22 protein-coding genes are annotated in these 26,611 nt (G+C 47.1%); 15 read left to right on the plus strand and 7 right to left on the minus strand.

The window, feature by feature from the left end; genetic code table 11:
- Window positions 1-42: 42 nt before the first annotated feature.
- The 3 genes from ICV89_RS04245 to ICV89_RS04255 are packed head-to-tail and all read left to right on the plus strand — an operon-like array spanning window position 43 to window position 2,127.
- Window positions 43-696: an amino acid ABC transporter permease gene (locus ICV89_RS04245; protein ID WP_215309978.1), complete on the plus strand. Its 654-nt coding sequence runs from the start codon at window positions 43-45 to the stop codon at window positions 694-696.
- Window positions 697-730: 34 nt separating this feature from the next.
- Window positions 731-1,462 carry an amino acid ABC transporter ATP-binding protein gene (locus tag ICV89_RS04250; protein WP_215309980.1) on the plus strand — a complete coding sequence of 244 codons (732 nt, stop codon included), beginning with the start codon at window positions 731-733 and terminating at the stop codon, window positions 1,460-1,462.
- Window positions 1,462-2,127, plus strand: a complete 666-nt coding sequence (locus ICV89_RS04255) for an amino acid ABC transporter permease (protein ID WP_215309982.1) — start codon at window positions 1,462-1,464, stop codon at window positions 2,125-2,127. The genes ICV89_RS04250 and ICV89_RS04255 overlap by 1 nt, the downstream gene beginning before the upstream one ends.
- Before the next feature lie 89 nt (window positions 2,128-2,216).
- Here ICV89_RS04255 and ICV89_RS04260 read toward each other — a convergent pair whose 3' ends face one another.
- On the minus strand, window positions 2,217-3,737 hold the full coding sequence (locus ICV89_RS04260; RefSeq protein WP_215309983.1) for a CoA-acylating methylmalonate-semialdehyde dehydrogenase: 1,521 nt from the start codon (window positions 3,735-3,737) through the stop codon (window positions 2,217-2,219).
- 151 nt (window positions 3,738-3,888) lie between these two features.
- Between ICV89_RS04260 and ICV89_RS04265 the strand changes: the two genes are divergently transcribed.
- The 3 genes from ICV89_RS04265 (at window position 3,889) to ICV89_RS04275 (ending at window position 6,702) form a co-directional block, all read left to right on the plus strand.
- Window positions 3,889-5,010 carry an NADH:flavin oxidoreductase/NADH oxidase gene (locus tag ICV89_RS04265; protein ID WP_215309985.1) on the plus strand — a complete coding sequence of 374 codons (1,122 nt, stop codon included), beginning with the start codon at window positions 3,889-3,891 and terminating at the stop codon, window positions 5,008-5,010.
- 82 nt (window positions 5,011-5,092) lie between these two features.
- Entirely contained in the window at window positions 5,093-6,031 is a 939-nt protein-coding gene (locus ICV89_RS04270; protein ID WP_371817888.1) for a Bug family tripartite tricarboxylate transporter substrate binding protein, read from the plus strand.
- 11 nt (window positions 6,032-6,042) lie between these two features.
- Window positions 6,043-6,702: a SprT family zinc-dependent metalloprotease gene (locus tag ICV89_RS04275; RefSeq protein ID WP_215309989.1), complete on the plus strand. Its 660-nt coding sequence runs from the start codon at window positions 6,043-6,045 to the stop codon at window positions 6,700-6,702.
- Window positions 6,703-6,715: 13 nt separating this feature from the next.
- On the opposite strand, the gene dnaQ is transcribed toward ICV89_RS04275, so the two are convergent.
- The 5 genes from dnaQ to ICV89_RS04300 all read right to left on the minus strand — a co-directional run bounded on the left by dnaQ (window position 6,716) and on the right by ICV89_RS04300 (window position 13,193).
- Entirely contained in the window at window positions 6,716-7,426 is a 711-nt protein-coding gene (gene dnaQ / locus ICV89_RS04280) for a DNA polymerase III subunit epsilon (protein ID WP_215309991.1), read from the minus strand.
- Window positions 7,427-10,525 carry an efflux RND transporter permease subunit gene (locus ICV89_RS04285; protein ID WP_215309992.1) on the minus strand — a complete coding sequence of 1,033 codons (3,099 nt, stop codon included), beginning with the start codon at window positions 10,523-10,525 and terminating at the stop codon, window positions 7,427-7,429.
- A complete protein-coding gene (locus ICV89_RS04290) occupies window positions 10,522-11,832 on the minus strand; it encodes an efflux RND transporter periplasmic adaptor subunit (protein ID WP_215309994.1) in 1,311 nt (436 codons plus the stop codon). Before ICV89_RS04290 ends, ICV89_RS04285 begins: the two co-directional genes overlap by 4 nt.
- 115 nt (window positions 11,833-11,947) lie before the next feature.
- Entirely contained in the window at window positions 11,948-12,403 is a 456-nt protein-coding gene (gene rnhA / locus ICV89_RS04295) for a ribonuclease HI (protein WP_215309995.1), read from the minus strand.
- A gap of 4 nt (window positions 12,404-12,407) precedes the next feature.
- Window positions 12,408-13,193 (minus strand): class I SAM-dependent methyltransferase, encoded by a 786-nt coding sequence (locus tag ICV89_RS04300; protein ID WP_251370910.1) that lies wholly within the window; start codon window positions 13,191-13,193, stop codon window positions 12,408-12,410.
- A 36-nt stretch (window positions 13,194-13,229) separates the two neighbouring features.
- Between ICV89_RS04300 and gloB the strand changes: the two genes are divergently transcribed.
- From gloB to ICV89_RS04335, 7 genes are all read left to right on the plus strand, one after another.
- A complete protein-coding gene (gene gloB, locus ICV89_RS04305) occupies window positions 13,230-14,039 on the plus strand; it encodes a hydroxyacylglutathione hydrolase (RefSeq protein ID WP_215309999.1) in 810 nt (269 codons plus the stop codon).
- A complete protein-coding gene (locus tag ICV89_RS04310; protein WP_251370911.1) occupies window positions 14,021-15,439 on the plus strand; it encodes a transglycosylase SLT domain-containing protein in 1,419 nt (472 codons plus the stop codon). Before gloB ends, ICV89_RS04310 begins: the two co-directional genes overlap by 19 nt.
- Window positions 15,440-15,474: 35 nt before the next feature.
- On the plus strand, window positions 15,475-17,358 hold the full coding sequence (locus ICV89_RS04315) for a propionate--CoA ligase (RefSeq protein ID WP_215310001.1): 1,884 nt from the start codon (window positions 15,475-15,477) through the stop codon (window positions 17,356-17,358).
- A gap of 244 nt (window positions 17,359-17,602) precedes the next feature.
- Entirely contained in the window at window positions 17,603-18,796 is a 1,194-nt protein-coding gene (carA, locus tag ICV89_RS04320; RefSeq protein WP_215310316.1) for a glutamine-hydrolyzing carbamoyl-phosphate synthase small subunit, read from the plus strand.
- Window positions 18,796-22,059, plus strand: a complete 3,264-nt coding sequence (carB, locus tag ICV89_RS04325) for a carbamoyl-phosphate synthase large subunit (RefSeq protein ID WP_215310003.1) — start codon at window positions 18,796-18,798, stop codon at window positions 22,057-22,059. The genes carA and carB overlap by 1 nt, the downstream gene beginning before the upstream one ends.
- Before the next feature lie 19 nt (window positions 22,060-22,078).
- Window positions 22,079-22,555: a transcription elongation factor GreA gene (greA, locus tag ICV89_RS04330; protein WP_215310005.1), complete on the plus strand. Its 477-nt coding sequence runs from the start codon at window positions 22,079-22,081 to the stop codon at window positions 22,553-22,555.
- An 18-nt stretch (window positions 22,556-22,573) separates the two neighbouring features.
- Window positions 22,574-23,059 carry a DUF4149 domain-containing protein gene (locus tag ICV89_RS04335; RefSeq protein WP_215310007.1) on the plus strand — a complete coding sequence of 162 codons (486 nt, stop codon included), beginning with the start codon at window positions 22,574-22,576 and terminating at the stop codon, window positions 23,057-23,059.
- A 107-nt stretch (window positions 23,060-23,166) separates the two neighbouring features.
- Here the strand turns inward: ICV89_RS04335 and ICV89_RS04340 are convergent, their stop codons facing one another.
- Window positions 23,167-23,793 (minus strand): YhbY family RNA-binding protein, encoded by a 627-nt coding sequence (locus ICV89_RS04340; protein ID WP_215310008.1) that lies wholly within the window; start codon window positions 23,791-23,793, stop codon window positions 23,167-23,169.
- Between the two features lie 138 nt (window positions 23,794-23,931).
- Here ICV89_RS04340 and ICV89_RS04345 point away from each other — a divergent pair, with 138 nt between their 5' ends.
- Window positions 23,932-24,606: an RlmE family RNA methyltransferase gene (locus ICV89_RS04345; RefSeq protein WP_215310010.1), complete on the plus strand. Its 675-nt coding sequence runs from the start codon at window positions 23,932-23,934 to the stop codon at window positions 24,604-24,606.
- A gap of 127 nt (window positions 24,607-24,733) precedes the next feature.
- Window positions 24,734-26,611, plus strand: a complete 1,878-nt coding sequence (gene ftsH / locus ICV89_RS04350; protein WP_215310012.1) for an ATP-dependent zinc metalloprotease FtsH — start codon at window positions 24,734-24,736, stop codon at window positions 26,609-26,611.

Genomic DNA, 26,611 nt, shown 5'->3' on the forward strand with positions numbered 1-26,611 from the left:
TCCATTTATTAACAACTCAATCAGTAGTCAAAAGGCTGCCTTGTGACTTTTCTGGATATTCTTGCCCAGTTAGCTCAGGGCATTTCTTATACGGTTCTGGTAACTCTTGTTTGCTCACTAACAGGCTTAGTAGTCGGCTTATTTTTAGCAAGCCTACGCCGTCTCGATATTTCCTGGTTAACCCCGCTGATTGACTGCTATACCTATGTCTTTAGGGGTGTACCAGTGTTGGTCTTACTATTTATGGTGTACTTTGGTTTACCAGGGATTGGCTTTAAGGTTCCACCCTTAATGGCGATGGCACTCAGTTTGGGTTTAGTGGCATCCGCCTATTTAGCCGAGGTATTTCGGGGGGCGTTTAACTCAGTAGATCCCGCTGAAGTGATTGCTGCTCAGGCTATGGGAATGACTCGTATACAGGTTCTCAGGTTTATCGAGTTACCCCAGATGCTGCGATTTTCAGTGCCGGGCATGGTCAATGAGTTCACCTCAGTTCTCAAATATTCTCCATTTGCGTATACGGTGGGGATCCCTGAGATTACCAAGCAAGCGATGACACTCACCTCTACCACGCTGCGTGGCATTGAGGTCTATCTGGCTGTGGGCATTTTATATTTTGTGATTTACCGAATTTGCTTAGTTGGTGTACAGCTTCTGAGTAAGCGTTTCCAAATTCCAGGCATGTCTCCAGCATGAGCGCCAGTACTACATTATTTAAAGAGGTAATCCTGTGGCATTAATTCAAGTGAGGGATTTGGTAAAAGAGTTTGATGGGCAAACTGTCTTATCCAACATTAACCTGGATTTAAAAGAGGGCGATGTTCGGGTCTTGATGGGCGCCTCTGGCTCTGGTAAATCTACCTTATTACGTTGCCTTAATCGCTTAGTTGAGCCCACCTCGGGATCGATTATTTTTAGAGGCAAAGAGGTATTGCATCCTGACGTGGATGTCCGCGAGTTGCGCAAGCAAATTGGTTTTGTATTTCAGCAATTTGCCCTTTATAGTCATCTCACCGTGTTAGAGAACGTGTCATTAGGTCTACGTAAATTGCATCAGATGGGTAAGGCTGAGGCTAAAGAAAAAGCCCTCCAAGAGCTATCCCATTTTGAGATGACGATCCATCAAAATAAATATCCCTCGCAGCTTTCTGGCGGACAGAAGCAGAGGGTGGCTATTGCCCGTGCGCTTGCCATGGATCCGGCAGTCTTAGTGCTCGATGAGCCTACCTCAGCACTGGACCCTGTTATGTCTAGAGATGTTGCTGATCTCATCAACCGCTTACATGGGGAGGGGATCACAATGATCTGCGTCACCCATGACCTGAACTTGGCACGCAATATTGCGGATACCGTAATGTTTTTGGATCGTGGCGTCATTCGGGCTGATGATCGAATCGATGTATTGAGTCAACATTCTGATCCAGATATTAAAGCCTTCTTTGGTGCCGAGGAGAAGCGTTAATGGGAGGGTGGCCATCCTTCGCTCGTGATCTCACGGAGCAAATGCCTTTGATTTTGACGGGGCTAGTGAAGACTTTGCAATTGGCAGGTTTGATTAGTGTTTCAGGATTGCTTTTAGGCATCGTCGTGTTTTATCTCACGCTGAGTAAAAATCAATATGTGCGTAGAGCTATTAATTCATATATCTCCTTTTTTATTGGTATGCCCCTAATCGTTTTATTGTTCTTAATGTATTACGGTTTGCCACAGTGGGGCGTGCGACTTTCTCCATTCACAGTCGCATTTATTGGATTTACATTCAACGTAGCAGCATACAATGCGGCATATCTCAAGACTGCCTTTAACGGATTGGATAAAAGTCAGCTAGAGGCGGCGAGTGCTCAGGGCTTCAGTCCTTTGCAAATCTTTCGCTTGATTACTTTGCCACAGGTAATTCGACTATCTATTCCAGCATTAACCAATCAAGTGATTGCGAATCTCAAAGATAGCTCGGTGGCCTTCTTGATTCAGTACACCGAATTCTTTGCTCGGGTTCAAGAGTTGGCTGCGACCAATTTCCAATTCTTTAAGGCCTATTTTTTGGCCGCCTTAGTCTATCTAGTCCTAGTATCGGTGATTGTATTGTTCGCTCGGGCTATTGAGAGGCGCTATCTTATTCCCGCCTAGTATTGCTACTGAATCGAAAATATACGATAAAAAAATAGCGACCCGAGGGTCGCTATTGTCATTTACAGATCCTCTCTGCGGACCAGAATTTATTTCGAAGTCGGCATCACAAATTCTGCGCCCTTGGCAATACTCTCAGGCCAGCGTTGCATCACACTCTTTTGCTTGGTGTAGAAGCGAACACCTTCTTTACCGTAGGCATGCATATCGCCAAAGAGGGATTTCTTCCAACCGCCAAAACCATGCCAAGCCATTGGCACGGGGATAGGTACGTTAATACCAACCATACCCACTTGTACGCGGCGAGCAAATTCACGGGCAATATTACCGTCGCTTGTAAAGCAGGCCACACCATTACCAAACTCACAAGAGTTCACTAAATTGAGTGCTTCAGTGAAGTTCGCTACACGCATGCAAGATAGTACTGGCCCGAAGATTTCTTCTAAATAGATCTTCATCTCGGAGGTCACGTTATCAAACAGTGTGCCACCGATAAAGAAGCCATTCTCATGCCCTGGCACCTTCAAACCACGACCGTCTACTAATAGCTTTGCACCAGAAGCAACGCCGCTATCAATGTAGCCAGTGATGCGCTCTAGGGCAGCTTTAGTAACAATAGGGCCCATTTCAGCATCGAGCTCCATGCCGTTCTTCACCTTCAGAGTCTTAGTGCGCTCGATAAGTTTTGGCATGATTTTCTCAGCAACATCACCGACCAAAACCGCTACTGAAATTGCCATGCAGCGCTCACCAGCAGAGCCATAGGCCGCACCAATCAAAGCATCAATCGTCTTGTCGATATCAGCATCAGGCATCACTACCATGTGATTCTTAGCGCCCCCTAGGGCCTGAGAGCGCTTTCCAAAGTGCGCGCAACGCTCATAGATATAGTTGGCGATGGGAGTAGAACCTACAAAGCTTACTGCTTTGACGTCGGGATTTTCAATCAAGGCATCTACAGCTTCTTTATCGCCTTGCACCACGTTAAACACGCCATCAGGCAAGCCCGCTTCTTTTAATAGCTTTGCCATAAACAAGGATGCGGATGGATCAGTGGGGCTAGGCTTAAGAATGAAGGTGTTGCCGCAGGCAATCGCCACTGGGAACATCCACATTGGCACCATGACAGGGAAGTTAAATGGCGTCACGCCAGCAACTACACCTAAAGGCTGGCGCATTACCCAGTTATCAATATCGGTCGACACTTGCTCGGTGTAATCACCCTTGAGCAGCTCCGGAATGCCGGTGGCGAACTCCACAATTTCAATACCGCGAGTAACTTCACCCTGGGCATCAGTAAACACTTTGCCGTGTTCAGCAGTAATCATAGCGGCCAACTCATCACGGTTTGCGTTGAGTAGTTCAAGATACTTAAACATAATGCGCGCACGGCGCAATGGGGAGGTTTGGCTCCAAGTCTGGAATGCTGTCTGAGCATTTGCTACAACATCATCAACCTCTTTGCGGCTAGCTAGGGCTACGCGTCTTGCAACAGCGCCTGTAGAGGGATTAAATACATCGGCGAAACGACCATCTTTTGGGTTAACGACTTTACCGCCAACGAAATGGCCAATATCTTCTTTTGATGTAAAAGCTTGGGGTGCGCTCATAGTGATTTACTTAATATTCTATTGTCTGGTTTTGGGTTCAATAAAGATGCTTGGGCTAGATTCCGCACAACTTTGTGGTCTCGTTTATTCTACTGAATCTATTTTATCGCTTTAGCTAGTTTTACGCTTTTTCAGCCCTAAAGGTAAGCAAATGAGTCTTTTATTCTCCAGTTATGTTCTAAGCTCCCCTAAAGGGCCTCTAACCCTATCAAACCGAGTTGTTGTGGCCCCAATGTGCCAATACTCTGCAGTCAATGGAGAGGCTCAGGATTGGCATTTAATGCACTGGGGTAATCTCCTGAATAGTGGCGCAGGACTCTTCATTATTGAAGCCACTGGGGTGACTCCTGAGGGACGTATCACCCCTGTATGCCTGGGTCTGTGGGATGACCGCACAGAAGCGGCCCTGAAAGACAAGCTCACGAGAGCCCGGAGTTTAGCTCCAGCCACCCCTGTATTCATTCAGTTGGCACATGCTGGTCGCAAAGCCTCAAGTGCAAGCCCTTGGGCTGGCGGTCAATTGCTCTCCAAGGAGCAGGGCGGCTGGGACATGGTTGCACCATCAGCTATTCCACAGCTAAAAGATGAGCGCTTGCCACACGAACTCTCAAAAACAGAGTTATCTGAGCTCATTGCCGCATTTGTTATTGCGGCGCAGCGGGCTGAGCGGATTGGGATTGATGGTATTGAGTTGCACGGTGCCCACGGCTATCTCTTGCACCAATTTTTATCGCCAATCGCCAATCAACGCACGGATGAATATGGCGGCTCTTATGAAAATCGCATCCGCTTTCCATTGGAGTTATTTGCGGCGGTACGAAAGGCCTATCAAGGAGTCTTGGGTATCCGCATTTCTGCAAGCGATTGGATTGAGGGTGGTTGGACACCCGAAGAAACGGCTAATTTTGCTGCTCGACTGAAGCCCTTGGGATGTAATTTTGTTCACATCTCTTCAGGGGGAATTTCTCCATTGCAAAAGATTGCGATTGGACCAAATTACCAAGTGCCATTTGCCAAGATTGTGAAAGACAAGTCCGGCATTCCAACGATGACAGTTGGCTTGATTACCGAGCCTACGCAAGCTGAAGATATTTTGCAAAAAGGGGATGCGGATTTAATCGCTCTGGCACGGGCATTTTTATATAAACCCCGTTGGGCTTGGGAGGCTGCTGCGGCCTTGGGTGGCATCGTGCCTTCTAATGAGCGTTACTGGCGTTGCTTACCGCGTGAAGCCCAGGCCATTTTTGGTGATGTCAAAGTAGGGCAGCGATAATTCTTAACTAAGCACAAATAAAACCCAGTTCCTGGAGATCAATGTGAAATCAATCAAACTCATCTATCGTTTTTTAGCCGTCATTAGCATTGCATTAGGCTCTCACTTTGTTCAAGCCCAATCATTTCCGGATCGACCAGTTACCTTGGTAGTTCCGAACCCGCCTGGAGGCCTAGTAGACACCTCGGCGCGTTTATTGAGTGAGCCCTTAGCTCGGGTGATTGGTCAGCCTGTGATTGTGGATAACAAGCCAGGTGCTAGCGGAAATACTGCCTATCAATATGTTGCTAAGGCCAAGCCCGATGGATATACCTTGCTGATTTCGTATTCTGGATATCACGTTGGCAATCCTTCCTTGATGGATAAATTACCGTGGGATCCAATTAAAGATTTTTCTCCAGTTGGGCTCCTCACAGTTTCTACGAATGTGATTGCAGTGCATCCTTCAGTGCCTGTGAATAACTTAAAAGAATTAATTGCTTATGCTAAGGCCAATCCTGGAAAGCTTAATTACGCCTCTCAGGGCAATGGTTCGGTATCTCATATTGGGACTGAAATCTTTAAGCAAAATACAGGTGTAGATATTGTTCATGTTCCTTACAAAGGTTCTGGCCCTGCAATCCAGGATGTATTAGCAGGTCAGGTGCAAGTATTTATTACGACACCACCTTCGGTGATGCAACACGTACAAAGTGGAAAGCTGAAAGGCTTGGCTGTGACTGGTAAAAGTCGTCACCCTGGCATGCCCAATGTGCCTACGACTGCCGAAGCAGGCTTGCCTACATTTCAATTGGAATCTTGGGTAGCTTTATATGCGCCAGCGGGCACGCCAGCACCAGTCATTACTAAGCTGACCGAGTCTGTTAAGAAAAGTCTTGCTCTACCTGAAGTGAAAGAGCGTTCTGATGCGGCAGGTGTTGAGTTGCGTTATCTAACGCCTTCTCAGATGGATGCCTTGTTGAAAAAAGAATTGCCTTATTGGGATAAAGCAATCAAATCCGCCAATATCAAGCTTGATTAAGTGATCGACAAATGAAGCAACACTCTGTAAGAGAATCTTGGTTAGAAGATGCTGTAAGACATTTGGAGCCGGTATTCTCAAAGGCGGGATATGCCATACCTCCAGTGAGAGTATCTTGTGGCTTTCCAGCCTCTAGTAGCCCTAGAACAACCTTGGGTCAATGTTGGCCGCGCGAGCGCTCTGGTGGAGGAGTTAACGAGATCTTTATTTCGCCTAAGTTGGATGATCCTGTTCAGTTATTAGATACTTTGGTGCATGAGCTATGTCATGCCGTGGACGACTGCTTTAGTGGCCACGGAGAGGACTTCAAGGGCATTGCGCAGACTGTTGGTTTAGAAGGTCCCGCCAGAATGGCTCATGCGACTGAAGAGTTGATGGTGCGTCTCATGATGATTAGTCAAGAGCTTGGGCCATATCCACACCAGGCAATTGTTTTTCCACCCCCAAGGCCGAGTAATGCGAGTCGCAATAAAGCCAAGTGTAGCCAGTGTGGATATGAGGTCACGCTATTAAAAAAGTGGGCTACTTATGGCGCGCCTATTTGTCCGAAAGATAATATTCGAATGCAAGAAGCGCTTATCGAGACGATTGAAAATACGACCGAGCACGATACAGAATCTGTTACAGGGTCTAAGCCAAAGGCGGATGAAATACGCCGCGCTATCAGCTAATGAGCAATATTTATTAGCCAGCAATAGTAGAGGGGCTCCAAACAGGATCCTTCTTGCTTGCCTTGGCAATGTCAGCCAAGATCTTTTCATGTAATTGGCAATCTTCTTCGCTTGCTGTCACCATTTTGAGTTTGGTAGGCAGGGCTTTGGTTTGTCCTGAGGCGTCAGTACCAACGGTGTAATCAATGAGGTCAATCGATAAGTCTTCTTGCCCACGCGTCATGGCTACATAGACTTCAGCCAATAATTGGGCATCCAATAAAGCGCCGTGCAAGGTTCGATGTTGATTGCTAATCGCAAAGCGTTCGCAGAGGGCGTCAAGCGAATTACGCTTGCCCGGGAACATTTGGCGGGCATCGAGTAGGGTATCGGTAATTTTGGAGGCAAGGCCCCTAAAAGCTGGGCGCTTTAGGAGTGCAAATTCGTTATCAAGAAAGCCTAAGTCAAACGCTGCATTATGAATAACTACTTCAGCCCCATCAACAAATTCAATTAACTCTTCCACGATATTGGAGAATACGGGTTTGTCGGATAGGAACTCACGAGAGAGTCCATGCACTGCAAAGGCACCAGCATCGATATCACGTTCAGGATTAATGTAGTAATGAAAGGTGCGATCGGTTAGGCGACGACCTACCATCTCAACGCAACCAATTTCAATAATACGATCGCCTGTAGCGGGATTAAGACCGGTGGTTTCAGTATCGAGAATAACTTGACGCATTTAGGTGCCTTCTAAAACAGATGGAGGTATTTCAAGGGGTCCGTTACCCGAGTACTTATCTAGATACAAATAGATCACGGGGGTAATAATGAGTGTTACAAATTGCGAGAAGATCAAACCACCGGCCACACTGATACCTAAGGGTTGACGCAACTCCGCGCCTGCGCCTAAACCTAATGCAATTGGTAGGGCACCCATCAGAGCGGCAATCGTTGTCATCATGATTGGTCTAAAACGCAAGATGCAAGCCTCACGAATAGCCATCTCTGGCGACATGCCCTGGTTGCGCTGAGCATCCAAGGCAAAGTCAATCATTAGGATCGCATTTTTCTTCACAATACCAATGAGCAGCAAGATGCCGATCGAAGCAACAACGGTTAGCTCAAATCCGAAGATGCGCAAGGACAAAATTGCACCAATCGCTGCGGAGGGCAGGCCAGCCAAAATGGTGAGAGGGTGGATATAGCTCTCGTACAGAACGCCAAGCAGGATATAAATAACCCCCAGTGCAGCCAATAGCAAAATGACCTGACCAGATTGATTATCTTTAAATACGGCTGCATCACCACCATAGCTCGTGATGATGGAAGGTGGTAAATCAACTGCCTTAACAAAGCCATCGATTGCCTTTGTTGCATTCCCTAAGAAAACATCTGGAGCGAGGTTAAAAGAAATCGTTACCGCTGGAATTTGACCCTGATGATTTACTGCAGTGGGTCCCACAGTTCTGACAAAGCTCGCCAGACTGGATAGCGGAATCAATCTATCTGTCGCTCTACCCCGAACGAAGACCTTATTCAAGTCTGTTTCAAATTGACGATCATCCTGCGCTGTTTCCAAAATCACATAATAGGTATTGACAGGGGTATAGATGGTGGATACCTGCCTTTCACCAAAGGAAGAGTAGAGGGCAGTACGGATATCGGCAATGGACACTCCCGCACTGGCAGCTTTTTCCCGATCAATTTCAATTTTGACATTCAAACCTTTTAATTGCGAGTCACTAGTGACATCCTTAAAAATTGGATCAGCGCGCATTTTTTGCAACAATTTCTCAGCCCATTCATTGACACCTTCAAAGCCAACGCTTTGCAGGGTAAATTGATAGCGGCTTTTACTGCTTCGACCACCTAGTTGTAAATTTTGTACCGGGCTCATGTAGACCTGAATACCAGGAATTTCTTTGAACTTGGATCTAAGCCCCTCCATCACCTTGCTCATTTTTTGGCGCTCATTCTTGGGCTTGAGAATGATGAAGAATCTTCCGGTATTACGGCCAGAACTTTGGCCACCGCCAAGAATAGAGATTGAGGTTGCCACATTAGGGTCGCTATCAACCACTTTCGCAGCCTGATCTTGTAAAGCCATCATCGCTCTAAAGGAGGTGTCTTCAGAGGCCTCCACGGTCACGCGTAATTGACCAATATCTTCTTCCGGAAAGAATCCTTTTGGACTATAAACAAAGAGGGCAATAGTAATGACAAAGCTGGCTAACGCCCCGTATAACACTCTCTTTCTATTCGCTAAGGCTAAATCTAAATAGTGGACATACTTTTTTAAAGTCCACTCATATGCGCGATCGAACTGCTTTGTGATTTCATATTCTTTGGGGTGCTCACCAGGTTTTGGCAAAAAGCGGCTGCATAACATTGGCACTACTGTTAATGAGACAACAGCCGAAACTAGAATTGATAGCGTTACCACAACGGCAAATTCTCTAAAGAGAAGGCCAATTGGACCAGCCATAAAAAATAGTGGAATAAATACTGCCACCAGAGATATGGAGATTGAGATGATCGTAAAGCCAACCTCTTTACTGCCTTTTAAAGCAGCCTTTAATGGATCCATGCCTTCTTCAACATACCGCATGATGTTTTCTAGCACTACGATTGCATCATCTACCACCAAGCCAACAGCAAGAGTGATACCCAGCAATGAAATGTTATTGAGGCTATAGCCCAAAAAGTAGAAAACAAAGAATGCACCGATCAGGGAAATCGGTAAGCTAATGGATGGAATGATAGTTGCAGAAACATGCTTTAGAAATAGGAAGATTACTAAGACAACGAGTGCGATAGTGAGAAGCAGTGTGAGATTGACATCATGAATCGACTCAATAATTGAAAGCGATCGGTCATTAATCAGTGTTAACTGAATAGATTCCGGCATTTGCGCTTTGAGAGAAGGCAATAGTTTTTTAATGGAGTCAACAACTTCAACCGTATTGGCATTTGGTTGGCGTAGTACGGCAATCGCTATTGAGCGCTCACCTTTTGCCGAGGCAAAGGTCTTTACATCCTCAAAGCTCTCTTGTACGTCAGCAACATCTTTGAGATAAATTGGATATCCATTACGCTGGGCAACGATCAGGTTGCCAAATTCTTGAGCTGACACTAGTTGTGGGTTGGCATAGATGGTGATGAGCTGGCGGGGTCCATCAAGGGTTCCAACCGGGCTATTGGTATTGGCTTTGTTGACTGCAGCTGCCACCTCATCCATGGTGATATTGCGATTACCCAAAGCATCTGGCCTCACGCTTACTCTCACTGCATAACGCTTTGCTCCATATACTATTACTTGTGAAACCCCAGAAATAGTGGATAAGTTTGGGGACATCAGGTTCTCTGCATAAGCGTTCATTTCAGAGAGGCTGATTGATGGGGAGCTCATGCGCACAATTAATACGGGTGTATCGGCAGGATTAATCTTTCGATAAGAAGGAGGTACCGTCATTTCAATTGGCAAACGGCGCTGGGCCCGTAAGAGAGCTGCTTGAACATCTACGGCTGCTTTATCAATGTCACGATCACTTGTAAATTCAAGGGTGACACTCGTTGAGCCAAGTGAGTTAGTGGAGCTGATGACTTTGATGCCATCAATTGTTGAAAATTCTTTTTCGAGTGGCAGCGCAACAGCCGAGGCCATAATTTCAGGTGATGCGCCAGGTAAGCTGGCCGATACAGAAATAACTGGCGTATTGAAACTAGGAAGAGCGGCTACTGGAATCTTAAAATAGGCAACACCCCCAGCAATGACAGTTGCAATAGACAGCAATACTGTCATTACGGGACGTCTAATGCATAACTCAGAAAGCGTCATTTTGGTTCAGCGGCAGTAGATTTATCGGCGGGGGGCTTCTCTGATTTAGCAGCTTTTGCCTCACGCACTTTGCTACCGGTGCGTAAATTCTGCTTACCCTCAACCACAATGCGATCGCCAGAATTAATTCCAGTAATGACTGAGGTGCCCAGGTACTCATAGGGTACTTTCACCGGCTTTGCGGTGACTTTATCGTCTTTATCAACTACATATACTAGACGCCCAGCAGGGCCGATGACAATGGCTTGAGTGGGAACGGCAATCACGTCTTTTAAGGTGTTGGCATTGAGCGAAACGCGTGCAAATTGCCCAGGCAGTATTTCCAATTTATCGTTCGGAATTTGTGCTTTAACTCGAACTGCCGCAATTAACGGGTCAACTTGGTTATCGATCACCAGAACATGACCTTCATAAGTATTTTTTCCAGTATCACCAATAGTCACTTTTACCTTTAAAGGCGCATCATCTTTTTTATTTTCCAGGATGATGGGAATATCCTTTTCTGGAATTACAAACTGAACATTAATTGGGTTAAGTTGCGTGATTGTGACCATCGAACCTACGCTCGAGGTAGCAGTTGAGTTTGTTGAAGTTGTTACGACATTACTTGCTTGCACTAGAGAGCCGGGGAAGACGTTGATGATGCCTGCTCTTCCGTTAATCGGTGAGCGAATTGAGTCAAAAGAGAGTTGAACTTCAGCAGACCGAGCAGCCGCCTGAGCCGACTTTGCATTGGCGAGGGAGGTTTCTAATCCTGCCTTAGAGATAAAGTTTTTCTCTACCAGTTCCTTGGCGCGTAAATATTGTTTTTGCGCGTCATCTGCCAAGGCTTTTAACTTCTCATAGTTAGCGCGGTCGTTGCGATCATCTAGGGTAAAGAGGAGTTCACCTTCTTTGACTTCTTGCCCATCCTTTACGTGGATGGTCTTAACTGTATTAGTAATCATTGGGCGAATATCAACGATGCTATTGGAGATAATCGTGCCAGTGGCTTCAATAATGAGAGGGACATCCTTCTTTTCAGCTACAACGCTGGTAATGGTTTGAGGTCCACCGCCGCCTTTAGTAGGAGCTGGGAAAAAATAGTCATAGGTTTTAGAACCGGCATACAAAATGACCAGCACAATCAAAATACGCCACTTGTATTTCAGAGTAAATGCTTTGACTGTGGGGTAGTCAATTTTTTTGAGCTTACTCAGGTGCGGGGAAGTTTTTTTCCAAAGAGCGCACAGACGGGTCATGACCCAGTTTTTTAGCTTGAGAAGCTTGGCAACTGCCTTATCGAGTGTGGATTCAATTTTTGACACGGTCTCAGCTTTTTCTTGGTTTTATATGGGTTAGGCGGTCAATTCTTGATCGACTCTGAATTCATTCATTTTCTCATAAGACCGTAAGAATCGGGCTGCAGGGCATTGATCCAAATTAAGGGAGAAATTCTTCTACACCCTTGTTTGCCAAGAGGTCTGCCAGCTCATTCCCAGGGTGGCCGTTATGGCCACGAACCCAATGCCAGGTGATCTGATGGTCGGGAATGAGGGTATCTAATTCTTGCCATAAATCAGCATTTTTAACGGGATCTTTGCTGGCGGTCTTCCAACCCCTCTTTTTCCAACCCTCCAGCCACTCAGTGACACCCTTTTGTACGTACTGAGAGTCGGTCCAAAGTTCTACCGAGCTAGTTTGCTTCAGGGCTCGCAGCGCATGAATGACGGCGCTAATTTCCATCCGATTGTTAGTGGTATGTTCGGCACCACCATGAAGGTGCTTCTCATGGCCGCCAGAGCGCAGGACAGCACCCCAACCGCCGGGGCCGGGATTGCCTTTGCAGGCACCATCGGTATAAATGACAATATGAGGAAGGGGTTTGGTGTGAGGCATGCCGTTAATTTACTCGGTCTTGCTCTTTGACCAATTGCTGGCGACTTTCAGCGACAGGGTTCAATTGAGTGATTGCTGGGATGCGCAGACCCTGGACTTGTCCGATGAGGCGGATGCCTTGCTGGCGCTTGATGGCGGAAACTAAGAAAACAGCCCCAAAAATAGGCCACCAGCGGTTACCAGCTGGCTCCATAAAATCCATTCTGGCCATGCCTGACTCGCCACTCAAGGGGAGTTTATAGCAGCCAAAATGACCTCTATCTAGTGAGAAATTCAGAAGCTGCAGCCAGTCTTTAATTCTAAGAAGGCTAATAAATTGACCATCTCTCGGTAAATAGGGGGCGCCGATCAATCTACTAAGATATTGACGCATACCCCAAAGACTAGCCGGATTAAATCCAGAAATAATCAAGCGGCCCTCTGGGCGAAGGACGCGCTCGGCTTCTCGCAAAATTTGATGGGGATCAGCAGCAAATTCCAAGACATGGGGCAATACCAGCAAATCAATGGATTCAGAGGCAAAGGGCAGTTCATTGGCATTGCCCTCAATCTGATGCCAATTAAACTGGCCAGCCTGCTTTTGGCGATCATGAGTGTTAATCAGTAGCGCGTGCAAGGGCATGCGGTTTTCTGCCAAGGTATTGATTTGCGGCAAACCAATTTGTACGGCATAAAAACCAAAGACATCCGCCACGATTTGATTAAAGCATTTTTGCTCCCAGGCAAGCACATAGCGCCCAGGGGGCGATTGCAGCCATTTTTCCCATGAACTCCATGGTGGTGCAGGCATCTGAGAGGGGGCGGGTGGGGTTGGTATCATCGGTCTATGGTGAAGAATACTTTATTGCAAGTTTGGCCGATACCGGCTTTTGATGACAATTACCTCTGGTGTATCCATGATGGCCAGTCTGCTTTGATCGTTGATCCAGGTGATGCTGCCCCCGTACTGCAATATCTTGAGCAACATCAGCTGACCCTGACTGGTATTTTAATTACCCATCACCATGCAGACCATACTGGCGGCATTCTGACTTTACTCAATACCCTTGGCTCGAATATCCCGGTTTATGGCCCTGCCGCGATTGATATTCCGGGTCGTACCCATGCCTTGATGGAAGGCGACAAGTTAGAAGTCGCTGCGCCACGGATTAGTCTTGAGGTTTACGAAGTGCCTGGCCATACTTTGAGTCATATTGCCTACTTTGCAAACATGCAGGCCAATGTAGTTGAGCCTATGCTGTTCTGTGGTGATACCTTATTTGCATCTGGCTGCGGTCGTTTATTTGAAGGCACTCCAACACAGATGAGCCAGTCTCTCGCGAAGTTTATTGCTTTGCCTAAAAACACGCTGGTGTATTGCACCCATGAATACACCTTATCCAATATTCGCTTTGCACTGGCAGTTGAGCCGAATAACGCCAACCTGATTACTTGGGCGGAAACTGCTAAAGCTCTGCGCGATCAACACCTGCCAACATTACCAACAACTATCGGGCAAGAACTGCAAGTGAATCCATTCATGCGCTGTGATCAACAGGCTGTGATTGATGCTGCCCTCGAGGTCTCGGGTGAAAAATCTCTCCCAACACCCGCACATGTCTTGGCGGTAATTCGGGCATGGAAGGATCGGTTCTGATGTTGTGGCGCTATGCGGCGATATTGCTGATTACGCTATTCACAGGTTGTGCCAGTACTGGAGATTGGTCCTCTGATGTACCGACACGTCAGGATCCCCGCGCTTCTAATGCAAAGCGTGTAAACCTAAAAAATCAATCCGTTAGTGATCTGTACGCACCATCAAGCAACCTCTGGATTCGGATTCGGGATGGCTTCGAGATGGAGCCCATGAATACACCGCTGGAGATCGAACAAGTACGTTGGCTTAGTGCACGCCCAGACTATGTGCATCGCTCAATGGCTCGGTCATCACGCTACCTGTTTTATATCGTGCAAGAGGTAAATGCACGCAAAATGCCCACAGAGATTGCCTTGCTCCCGTTTGTCGAGAGCGCATTTGTGACTAACGCCAAATCTAGTGCAAAGGCTATGGGCTTGTGGCAATTTATGCCTGCAACTGGTAAAGATTTTCAATTAACGCAAAACGTCTTTCGGGATGAGCGCAGGGATGTCTTGCAGTCTACTGATGCAGCATTGGATTACTTGCAACGTTTACATAAGCAGTTTGGTAGCTGGGATCTCGCTTTAGCCGCTTATAACTGGGGCGCGGGCAATGTCTCCAAAGCCCAGAAACGCAATCTTGCTGCAGGACTTCCAACCGATTACCTGAGTCTTAAGATGCCCAATGAGACTCGCAACTATGTTCCGAAGTTAATGGCCTACCGGCAGATTGTTTTGGATCCGAAAGCCTACGGGATTGTTCTGCCAGATCTAGAAAACCATCCGTATTTCGTTGCCGTAGATGTCGGGTCAGATATCGACGTTGCCTTAGTCATTAAATTGAGTGAAATTCCAGAGGACGAGTTTCATAGTCTGAACCCCTCGTTTAAGAAGCCGGTCATCTTGAGTAATGCTAATCAGCAAATCTTGCTACCGTTTGGACATGCTGAGGTCTTCCAGGAAAACTTGAAGAAATACACCAAGCCACTATCTTCTTGGACGGCAGTGCAAGTGACCAAGACAGAATCAGTTGAGCAAGCCGCAAAAACGCTTGGTGTTGATGCCGACACCTTAAGAGCAGTCAATGGCATTCCCAAAAGTATGAGAATTAGGGCGGGTTCAACGGTTCTTATACCTAAAACGAGTCAGCGTCCTGGTGATATCTCAGTGGCATTAGCCGAAAATGGCAGCCTCAGTTTGGATAAGTCAGCGCCTAAAAATTGTGCAAAAGGGGCTAAGTGCGCAGTGGCAAAGTCTGGAAAAGGCACTTCTAAGGGTAATTCTGCTGCGAATAATGCTGCAACTCAGCATAAATCCGCATCGACAGGACTTGCAAAATCTGCGAAAAATGTATCTTCGAATGCAAGTAGCTCGACCCCCAAGACTTCGGCTAGCAAAGGGGCCAGCAAGATTCAGTAAGTCCAGATACTTTAATTTACTTATTTAGGTTGACCATGTCCTATAAATCAGAACACGAACGCTCCATTAAAGATCCAGATGGATTCTGGGGAGAGCAGGCAAAACTCATTCATTGGGAAAAACCATTCAATAAAGTTCTGGATTACGCAAATCCTCCGTTTGCTAAATGGTTTGAGGGTGGCTTAACCAATCTTTGCTATAACGCAGTTGATCGTCACCTCAAAGATCGTGCTGAGCAGATCGCTCTAGTCGCTGTTTCAACAGAAACGAATTTAGAAAAAGCATACACATTTCAGGAGTTGTACGAAGAGGTCAATCGCATTGCGGCCATCTATAAAGCCAACGGCGTTCAAAAGGGTGATCGTGTATTGATTTACATGCCGATGATTGCTGAGGCCTGTTTCGCAATGCTCGCTTGTACACGCATTGGTGCAATTCACTCTGTGGTCTTTGGTGGCTTTGCATCCCATAGCTTGGCATCACGTATCGACGATGCCAAACCGAAAATGATTGTGACTGCAGAAGCGGGGGCACGTGGCGGTAAAGCAGTTCCTTATAAGCCCTTGCTCGATGAGGCAATCAAGCTCGCGAGCTACAAGCCTGAAAAAGTCCTGATCGTGAATCGTGGCCTGACTGAGTTCACTGCAGTGGCCGGTCGTGACTTGGACTACGCAACTGAGCGCCAAAAGCACCTCAATGATTTAGTGCCGATTGAGTGGGTGGATGCAACCCACACTTCATATATTTTGTATACCTCTGGCACTACTGGTAAACCTAAGGGCGTACAACGTGACACCGGTGGTTACGCAGTCGCCTTGGCTTCCACCATGAAGCACATCTTCTGCGGTAATCCTGGCGAGACCATGTTCTGCACCTCAGATATTGGTTGGGTAGTGGGTCATAGCTACATCATTTATGCACCCTTGCTAAACGGTATGGCAACTATTCTTTATGAAGGCACGCCCTTGCGTCCTGATGCAGGTATTTGGTGGGAGTTGGTTGAGAAGTACAAAGTTTCAGTCATGTTCTCTGCGCCAACTGCAGTTCGTGTTCTCAAAAAACAAGATCCTGCCTTCTTAACTAAATATGATCTCTCGAGCTTGCGTGCTTTGTTCTTAGCAGGCGAGCCTCTGGATGAGCCAACGGCAACTTGGATCCATGATGCGATCAAAAAGCCGATTGTGGATAACTATTGGCAGACAGAAACGGGTTGGCCGATGTTGGCAATTCAGCGTGGCGTAGAAGTGATGCCGCATAAGTTTGGCTCCCCTGGTGTCCCTTCATTTGGTTACAACATGAAGTTATTGGATGATGCGACTTCGGAAGAGTTGGGTCCAGATCAAAAAGGCGTTATTGCGATTGAAGGTCCTTTGCCTCCTGGTTGCATGCAAACGGTTTGGGGTGATGACAAGCGTTTTGTCAGTACTTATTGGGAAACTATTCCCGGTAAGACCATTTACTCCACCTTTGATTGGGGTATCAAAGACAAAGACGGTTACTTCTTTATTTTGGGGAGGACCGATGATGTAATTAACGTTGCTGGTCATCGACTGGGCACTCGTGAGATCGAGGAGAGTATTTCTAGCCATCCGAATATCTCTGAAGTAGCAGTAGTGGGAATTGAGGACAAACTCAAGGGCCAAGCTGCGATCGCTTTTGTGATTCCAAAGGATGCCTCTAATACAGCTACTTTAGAAGCAGAGTGCATGAAAACCGTCGACACCACATTAGGTGCAATTGCTCGTCCTGGTCGCGTTTATGTGGTTACGGCTTTGCCCAAGACCCGTTCAGGCAAGATCGTCCGCCGTGCTCTCCAGGCTGTAGCTGAAGGGCGCGATCCCGGTGATATCAGCACTATGGAAGATCAAACCGTTTTAGCTCAAATTAAGACCATCATCGAACAAAGCGCAAAGTCTTAAATCCAGCTTGGCAGCATCAAAATAAGCCCCTCAGTCTGGTGACTGAGGGGCTTATTACCTTGCAAGCCTCATTGGCTGGGAATCCAAGGGTTTATACGCAAAACTGGTATGATTCAAGGGTTCAAAACTTAATAAATTACCCTAGCGCTTAAAGACACTCACCTCCCGCACAAACAGTCCTGGGTTGGTCTTTTTGGGGTGTTGAGCGTCGGATGGAGCAGGGACTGGAGATGGTTTGTCACCCTTGCTTCCTTCTTTTCCTCCCGCCGTGTTGGCTTTAGCCGACGGCACTATATTTCCTGGTCTTAGTATTGGCGCTCCTGGCGAAACTACCGGCGAAGTTGTTTTCAATACCGCACTGACTGGCTATCAAGAGATCATCACTGATCCTAGCTACTCACGCCAAATTGTCACCTTGACATACCCGCACATCGGCAACGTTGGGGTAAACGCTCAAGACGCTGAGTCGGATCAGATTCATGCGGCTGGCTTGGTTGTAAAAGACCTCTCTAAGCGTGTTTCGAATTTCCGTTCTGAAGAAAGTCTGGATAGCTACCTCAAAAAAGCAGGGGTAGTAGGCATCTCTGGTATCGATACGCGTAAGCTCACTCGCATTCTGCGTGATAAGGGTGCTCAGTCTGGCGCGATTGTTGCTGGCAAGATGGGCGATGACGTAGCGGCCCTGGGTAAGAAAGCCTTGGAGCTCGCAAAAGCCTTCCCAGGCATGGCTGGTTTAGACCTTGCTAAAGTCGTGACCACAAAAACTCCATACCAATGGCGTGAGGCTGAGTGGGATCTGCACGGACCTGACGGCAAACCCGCTTATCGATCTTTAAATACTGGTAAGCCAATCAAAAAAGTGGTTGCCTATGACTTTGGTGTGAAGCGTAATATTTTGCGCATGTTGACCGAGCGTGGCTGTGAGCTAACCATTGTTCCCGCGCAAACTAGTGCCGCCGAAGTGTTGGCAATGAATCCCGATGGCGTGTTCTTATCAAACGGCCCCGGAGATCCCGGTCCTTGTGATTACGCGATTGCTGCTGCAAAAGAAATTATTGAGAAGGGCGTTCCGACTTTCGGTATTTGCCTGGGTCACCAAATTATGGGCTTAGCTGCAGGTGCTAAAACCTTGAAGATGAAATTTGGTCACCATGGTGCGAATCACCCGGTAAAAGATTTGGATACTGGGCGCGTCGCGATTACCTCTCAGAATCATGGTTTTGCAGTAGATGCGAAAACTTTGCCTGACAACATTCGCGTTACGCACGTGTCTTTATTTGATGGATCACTGCAAGGTTTGGCTTGGAAAGATAAGCCTGCTTTGTGTTTCCAAGGGCATCCTGAGGCCTCACCAGGCCCTCACGATATTGCCTATTTATTTGATCGTTTTGTGGAGCTCATGAATGCTGCCGCTGTTGGTAATAAGGGGGGCAAATAATGCCTAAGCGTAGCGACATTCATAGCATTCTGATTATTGGTGCCGGTCCAATTGTGATTGGACAAGCTTGTGAGTTTGACTATTCTGGTGCGCAAGCTTGTAAAGCGTTGCGTGACGAGGGCTACAAAGTCATTCTGGTAAATAGTAATCCTGCCACCATCATGACAGACCCCGAGATGGCAGATGTAACTTACATCGAACCGATTACTTGGGAAGTAGTGGAGCGCATTATTGCCACTGAGAAACCCGACGCTATTTTGCCAACCATGGGCGGTCAAACTGCCTTGAACTGCGCACTCGATTTACATCGCCATGGCGTCCTCGAGAAATACGGTTGCGAATTGATTGGCGCTTCACCAGAGGCGATTGATAAAGCGGAAGACCGTCAAAAGTTTAAAGATGCGATGACCAAAATTGGTCTGGGTTCTGCAAAGTCTGGTATTGCGCACTCCATGGATGAGGCGCATGAAGTGCAACAACGTATTCAGAAAGAAACTGGTAGCTTGGGTTTCCCAGTAGTCATTCGACCTTCGTTCACTATGGGTGGATCAGGCGGTGGCATCGCTTATAACCGTGAAGAATTTGAAGAGATTTGTAAGCGCGGCTTAGATTTATCGCCCACCCGTGAGCTCTTGATTGAAGAGTCTCTCTTAGGTTGGAAAGAGTTCGAGATGGAAGTGGTCCGTGACCGTGCAGATAATTGCATCATCGTTTGCTCAATTGAAAACTTAGATCCGATGGGTGTGCATACTGGTGACTCGATCACGGTTGCCCCCGCACAAACCTTGACGGATAAAGAGTATCAAATTCTGCGTAATGCCTCGATTGCGGTCTTGCGTGAGATTGGTGTGGATACTGGTGGTTCAAACGTGCAGTTCTCGATTAATCCAGTCGATGGTCGCATGATCGTCATTGAAATGAACCCACGTGTTTCACGATCATCTGCCTTGGCTTCAAAAGCAACTGGTTTTCCGATTGCCAAGATTGCTGCGAAGCTAGCAGTGGGCTATACCTTAGATGAGTTGAAGAATGACATCACCGGTGGCGCAACTCCAGCATCCTTTGAGCCATCAATCGATTACGTAGTCACGAAGATTCCTCGTTTTGCCTTTGAGAAATTTCCACAAGCAGATTCTCGTTTAACCACACAGATGAAATCGGTCGGTGAGGTGATGGCCATTGGTCGTACATTCCAAGAGTCATTTCAAAAAGCATTGCGCGGTTTAGAGGTTGGTGTTGATGGCTTGGATGAAGTTTCCACAGATTTGGATGACATCATTCAGGAGATCGGCGAGCCAGGTCCAGATCGTATTTGGTATTTGGCGGACGCTTTCCGTATGGGCATGGGCTTGGATGAGGTTTACAACGAGACTAAGGTAGATCCTTGGTTCTTGGAGCAAATCGAAGAACTCATCACCATGGAGACTGAGCTCAAGCAGCGCAAGCTCGACAGCTTGTCAGCTCCTGAGTTGCGTTTCATTAAGCAAAAAGGTTTCTCAGATCGTCGCTTGGCGAAATTGCTTGGAGTAGATGCTGCTTCCGTTCGTGCAGCACGTCACCGCCTCAAAGTGGTTCCAGTCTACAAGCGAGTGGATACCTGCGCCGCTGAGTTTTCTACCAATACAGCTTATTTGTATTCCACCTATGAAGCAGAGCATGGCGAGTGCGAATCTCAGCCAAGCACTAAAGATAAGATTATGGTTTTGGGCGGCGGTCCAAACCGTATTGGTCAAGGTATTGAGTTTGACTACTGCTGCGTTCACGCAGCCTTAGCAATGCGCGAAGATGGTTATGAAACCATCATGGTGAACTGCAATCCAGAAACAGTTTCTACTGACTACGATACTTCTGATCGTTTGTATTTTGAGCCATTGACACTAGAAGATGTTCTAGAGATCGTAGCAATTGAAAAGCCAAAAGGCGTCATCGTTCAGTATGGTGGTCAGACTCCGTTGAAGCTGGCTTTGGATCTCGAAGCGAATGGCGTACCAATTATTGGTACGTCACCAGACATGATTGATGCGGCAGAAGATCGTGAACGCTTCCAGAAGTTATTGCATGAGTTGAGCTTGCGACAGCCACCTAACCGTACCGCCCGTGCGGAAGATGAGGCTCTGAAGCTGGCTGAAGAAATTGGTTACCCATTGGTAGTGCGTCCTTCCTACGTATTGGGTGGTCGTGCAATGGAGATCGTTCATGACGGTCGTGATCTTGAGCGTTATATGCGTGAAGCGGTCAAGGTTTCGCATGATTCACCAGTATTGCTAGATCGCTTCCTGAACGATGCGATTGAGTGTGATGTGGACTGCATTAGTGATGGTCAGCATGTATTTATTGGTGGCGTGATGGAGCACATTGAGCAAGCCGGTGTTCACTCGGGTGACTCAGCCTGTTCCTTACCACCATATTCCTTATCGGACGAGACGATTACAGAAATCAAACGTCAAACCGCGGCCATGGCCAAAGGTCTCAACGTGGTTGGTTTGATGAATGTGCAGTTTGCGATACAGCACGTCGATGGTAAAGATGTCATCTATGTACTCGAGGTAAACCCGCGAGCTTCTCGTACTGTTCCGTTCGTATCCAAAGCAACCGGTTTGCAGTTAGCCAAGATTGCAGCTCGCTGTATGGTGGGTCAAACTCTAGAGCAGCAGGGCATTCTGAATGAAGTCAAGCCAGCTTACTACTCGGTAAAAGAAGCCGTGTTCCCATTCAATAAGTTTCCAGGTATTGATCCGATCCTAGGGCCAGAGATGCGCTCTACTGGCGAGGTGATGGGTGTTGGTAAAACTTTTGGTGAAGCCTTGTTTAAATCCCAATTGGGCGCAGGGATTAAATTGCCTAAGAGTGGTACTGTGCTCTTGACTGTTAAAGATAGCGACAAACCTAAAGCAGTTGAGGTGGCTAAACTGTTACATCAATTGGGATTCCCAATGGTGGCTACTAAAGGTACTGCCGCAGCTATTGAGGCGGCTGGCTTACCCGTACGCGTAGTCAATAAGGTGAAGGATGGTCGTCCACACATTGTTGACTTGATCAAGAATGGCGAGATCTCCCTAGTATTTACTACGGTTGATGAGACACGTACTGCAATTGCGGATTCACGCTCCATTCGTACGAGCGCTCAAGCCAACAACGTGACTTACTACACTACGATTAGTGCAGCACGTGCAGTCATGGATGGTTTGATGACCTCACAAAACGGTAACAAAGGGTCGCTTGAGGTGTATTCATTGCAAAATCTACACAAGACTCTCAATTAAATTAAATGAGGTAAGAAGCATGAACACAATTCCCATTACCAAGCGTGGCGCAGAGTTACTCAAAGAAGAGTTACACCGCTTAAAGCATGTAGAGCGTCCTTCTGTGATTAATGCAATCTCTGAAGCGCGTGCACAAGGTGACCTTTCTGAGAATGCTGAGTATGACGCTGCTAAAGAGAAGCAAGGTTTTATTGAAGGACGCATTCAGGAGCTTGAAGGCAAGTTATCTGCAGCGCAAATCATTGATCCGGCTACTTTGGATGTGAACGGCCGCGTAGTATTTGGTGCTACGGTAGATCTTGAGGACTTAGAAGATGGTACCAAGCTCACCTATCAAATTGTGGGTGATGATGAGGCTGATATTGCCCTGAATAAGATCTCTATCAGCTCACCGATTGCGCGTGCCTTAATTAGCAAAGAAGAGGGTGATGTGGTTGCGGTTCAAGCTCCTGGCGGTAATCGCGAAGTAGAGATTCTTGCGGTTCGCTACATCTAATACATTGCAAAAGTTCATATGCAGACTGTAGAGACCCCGAATCATCTGGCGGCTCAAAGACTGTTTATTCTGATTGCAGGCCTTTGGGTTGGCAGCATACTTGCGGTAGGTTATCTGGTTGCTCCGGCTATCTTCAGCACGATGACCGATCGACAGGCTGCTGGCATGGTAGCTGGTAGCATCTTTAAATTAGAAGCCTATCTTAGCTTGATTGTCTGCATTGGCTTGATGGTTCTAGCCAATCTCCTAGTGAATCGTGGCCTCAATCAATTCAAGTTCATTCGCTGGCTCTTATTGGCAATGCTACTTTGTGCAATCGCAGCTAGCTTTATTTTGATCCCCTGGATGAACGCCTTGAGAGATGATGCCCTCATGCAAGGTATGCCGGTCATGCTTTCTCCCTCAGCCACTGTGTTCGGAAGGCTGCATGGCGTGTCCAGCATGCTGTTTATGCTGCAGAGTATTTTAGGAGTCTTCTTAGTTTGGCGACTGACTAAGAGATAGGCCAAAGAGTAATTCAAAAAGTAAGTCAAAAAGTAAGTCAAAAAGCAGGCAATAAAAAACGCCGACTAGCGACGTTTTTAACTACAGCAGTTTTAATCCTCTGAAGATCAAGAGCCCAATGATTTCTTCTTGGTGCTGCTCATGCGGACCTTGCGTTTCTTAATGGGGGCGGGCGCTGCAACTGCCTTGCGGTAACCCGGTGATGACCAACCAATTTTTGATTCAGCGGCATCGGCGCGTAGAACCCGTTTCTTGGGGGCAGCGCTTTTGACCGCAGCCGCTCTTTCAAAGGGTGATTTGCTAGCTGCTGAGCGTCGATCTGATCTCTCGGAGGTGCTGGTGCGAACACCAGCTTTCGCTACCACGCGATTTGGCTGACGCTTAGTGCGGGGTGCTTGTAATGTCTTTTTCGTTTGCTTGCTAGATCTACCCAAATTGACCAGTGCTGCATCGACGATATCAATCGGCTTCCAGATCACTAGTAATTTTCCAATGTGCTGAACGGGTGCGGCGCCCAGTTTGTCGCAGAGCTCTTCATAGATAGCGATGCGTGCTTCACGATCATCGCCAAAAACACGAACTTTAATCAAGCCGTGATGAGAAATGGCTGATTTAGCCTCCTTAATCACCGCAGGGGTAAGGCCATCGCCGCCAATCATGACAACTGGGCTAAGCCCATGAGCGTCGGCTTTAAGGGATTTACGTTGTGCGGGGGTAATAGTAAGTGCAGTCATGGGCTCGATGATAGAGCATTGGTGCTTGTAAAACAGGGCTTTCGGCCTGATTTGAGTCAATATCAAGATGTTTCCAGTCGATTCCTTTTGCCTTGTAGAGCATAAACAAGGAAAATGGAAGGCGAAAGTGGGTAAGTTGTGGCAAAGAATAAATTTAATAAAAGTTGGTTGCAGGATCACCTAAATGATCCCTACGTGAAGATGGCTCAAAAAGAGGGTTATCGCGCACGAGCCGTCTATAAGCTGAGCGAAATAGATGAGCAGGATCGACTCATCAAAGCAGGCATGACAATTGTGGATTTAGGAAGTGCTCCAGGGAGCTGGTCTCAGTACGCCCGGAATCGCCTGACTGAGCTCGGTAAAAATAATCCGAACATTGAATCCGGCAAACCAGATGGAATCATTATTGCAATCGATATTCTGCCGATGGAGGACATTGCAGACGTTTCCTTTATTCAGGGGGATTTCCGCGAAGATGAGGGTTTAAAGGCCTTAGAGGCACTTTTACCGGCGAATGCGGATGGAAAAGTCGATTTTGTGATGTCCGACATGGCTCCCAATTTATCCGGGGTGGGGGTGGCTGACGCGGCCCGAATGGCCTTTTTGGCTGAAATTGCCTTAGATTTTTCAGTTCAGCACCTGAAGTCTGACGGGGCTCTATTAATTAAGTGCTTTAACGGCAGTGGCTATAGCCAGATTGTGGAATCCTTTAAAAAGGTCTTTAAAACAGTAGCTTCCAGAAAGCCAAAAGCCTCTAGAGCCAAGTCTTCAGAAATCTTTTTGCTCGGCCGAGACCTTAAAGTACCCAAATAACCCCCCAAAAAAAGGGGTTTATAAAATAAATTAGCTCTTCGCTATTGAAAAAGCCTAGTAGTAGAATCAAATACTTAGGTATGGCAATCCGCTTTAACTCCCGGATTAATCCGGCAAAGGTCTCCTTTTGAATAGCAATATGTTGCAAAAAATCGGTGTGTGGCTCATTGTGGGTTTGGTCTTGTTCACTGTTTTTAAACAGTTCGACAAGCCTAAAGATCAGAATCAAGTCACGTATTCTCAATTCATGGACGATGCCAAAGCAGGCAAAGTTAAGCGAGTGGATGTGCAAGGTCGCACCTTGCAAGTGACTCCAAATGACGGCAACAAATATTCCATCATCTCCCCGGGAGATATTTGGATGGTTGGCGACTTAATGAAGTTTGGTGTCCAGGTCACCGGTAAAGCAGATGACGAACCGAATATGTTGGTTTCTGCTTTGTATTACCTTGGACCTACTTTATTGATTATTGGTTTCTGGTTCTTCATGATGCGTCAGATGCAAGGTGGCGGTAAGGGTGGCGCATTCTCTTTCGGCAAATCCAAAGCACGCTTGATTGATGAGAATAGTAATACTGTTACTTTTGCTGATGTTGCTGGTTGCGATGAAGCAAAAGAAGAAGTCTTTGAGATTGTGGACTTCCTCAAGGATCCGCAAAAGTTTCAAAAGCTCGGTGGTCGTATTCCGCATGGCATATTGCTTGTAGGTCCCCCAGGTACTGGTAAGACTTTGTTGGCGCGTGCGATTGCAGGCGAGGCAAAAGTTCCATTCTTCTCCATCTCTGGATCAGACTTCGTGGAGATGTTTGTTGGTGTTGGTGCCTCACGCGTGCGCGACATGTTTGAGAACGCTAAGAAAAATTCTCCTTGCATCATCTTTATTGATGAGATCGATGCCGTTGGTCGTCACCGTGGTGCCGGTATGGGCGGCGGCAATGATGAGCGCGAACAAACTCTGAACCAAATGCTGGTAGAGATGGACGGTTTTGAAAGTAATAGTGGTGTCATCGTTGTTGCTGCGACTAACCGTTCCGATGTGTTAGATAAAGCCTTATTGCGTCCAGGACGTTTTGATCGTCAAGTGCACGTTGGCTTGCCAGACATTCGTGGTCGTGAGCAAATTTTGCAAGTGCACATGCGCAAAGTTCCAATTGATCCAGATGTGGACGCAGCCGTATTGGCGCGTGGCACTCCTGGTTTCTCGGGCGCAGATTTAGCAAACTTAGTCAATGAGTCTGCATTGTTTGCAGCACGTCGTAATAAGCGTGCCGTCGATATGAAAGACTTTGAAGATGCAAAAGACAAGATCTATATGGGTCCTGAGCGCAAGTCAGCAGTCATGCGTGAAGAAGAGCGTCGTAACACGGCGTATCACGAGTCTGGCCATGCTGTAGTTGCCAAGATATTGCCTAAAGCAGATCCAGTACATAAAGTCACCATCATGCCGCGTGGCATGGCCTTGGGTGTGACTTGGCAATTGCCTGAGTTTGATCGTGTGAACTTATACAAAGATCGCATGTTGGAAGAGTTGGCTATTTTGTTTGGCGGTCGCGCTGCTGAAGAAGTGTTCCTACACTCCATGAGTACAGGTGCTTCAAATGACTTTGAGCGTGCCACCAAAATGGCTCGTGACATGGTCACCCGTTATGGCATGAGTGATAGCTTAGGTACGATGGTCTATGTAGATACCGAGTCTGAAAGTATTTTTGGGCGCAATAGCTCTAAGACAGTTTCAGAGTTAACTCAGCAGAAGGTAGATGCAGAGATTCGTGCTCTGGTTGATAGCCAGTACGCATTAGCAAGATCGATCCTAGAGCAAAACCGTGACAAGGTTGAAGCCATGGTGACTGCTTTGCTTGAATGGGAAACCATTGATGCTGAGCAGATTACCGACATCATGGAAGGTCGCCCACCGCGCGCTCCAAAGCCACCACCAGCAACCCAGTTTGGTAACTCTGCTGGTACGCCGGGTCCTGCTGCCGGTGCCGCCCCAGCTACTGCTTAG

Origin of the sequence: Polynucleobacter sp. Adler-ghost, from assembly GCF_018688495.1 — a bacterium.
In the GTDB taxonomy this organism is placed as follows: Bacteria; Pseudomonadota; Gammaproteobacteria; order Burkholderiales; family Burkholderiaceae; genus Polynucleobacter.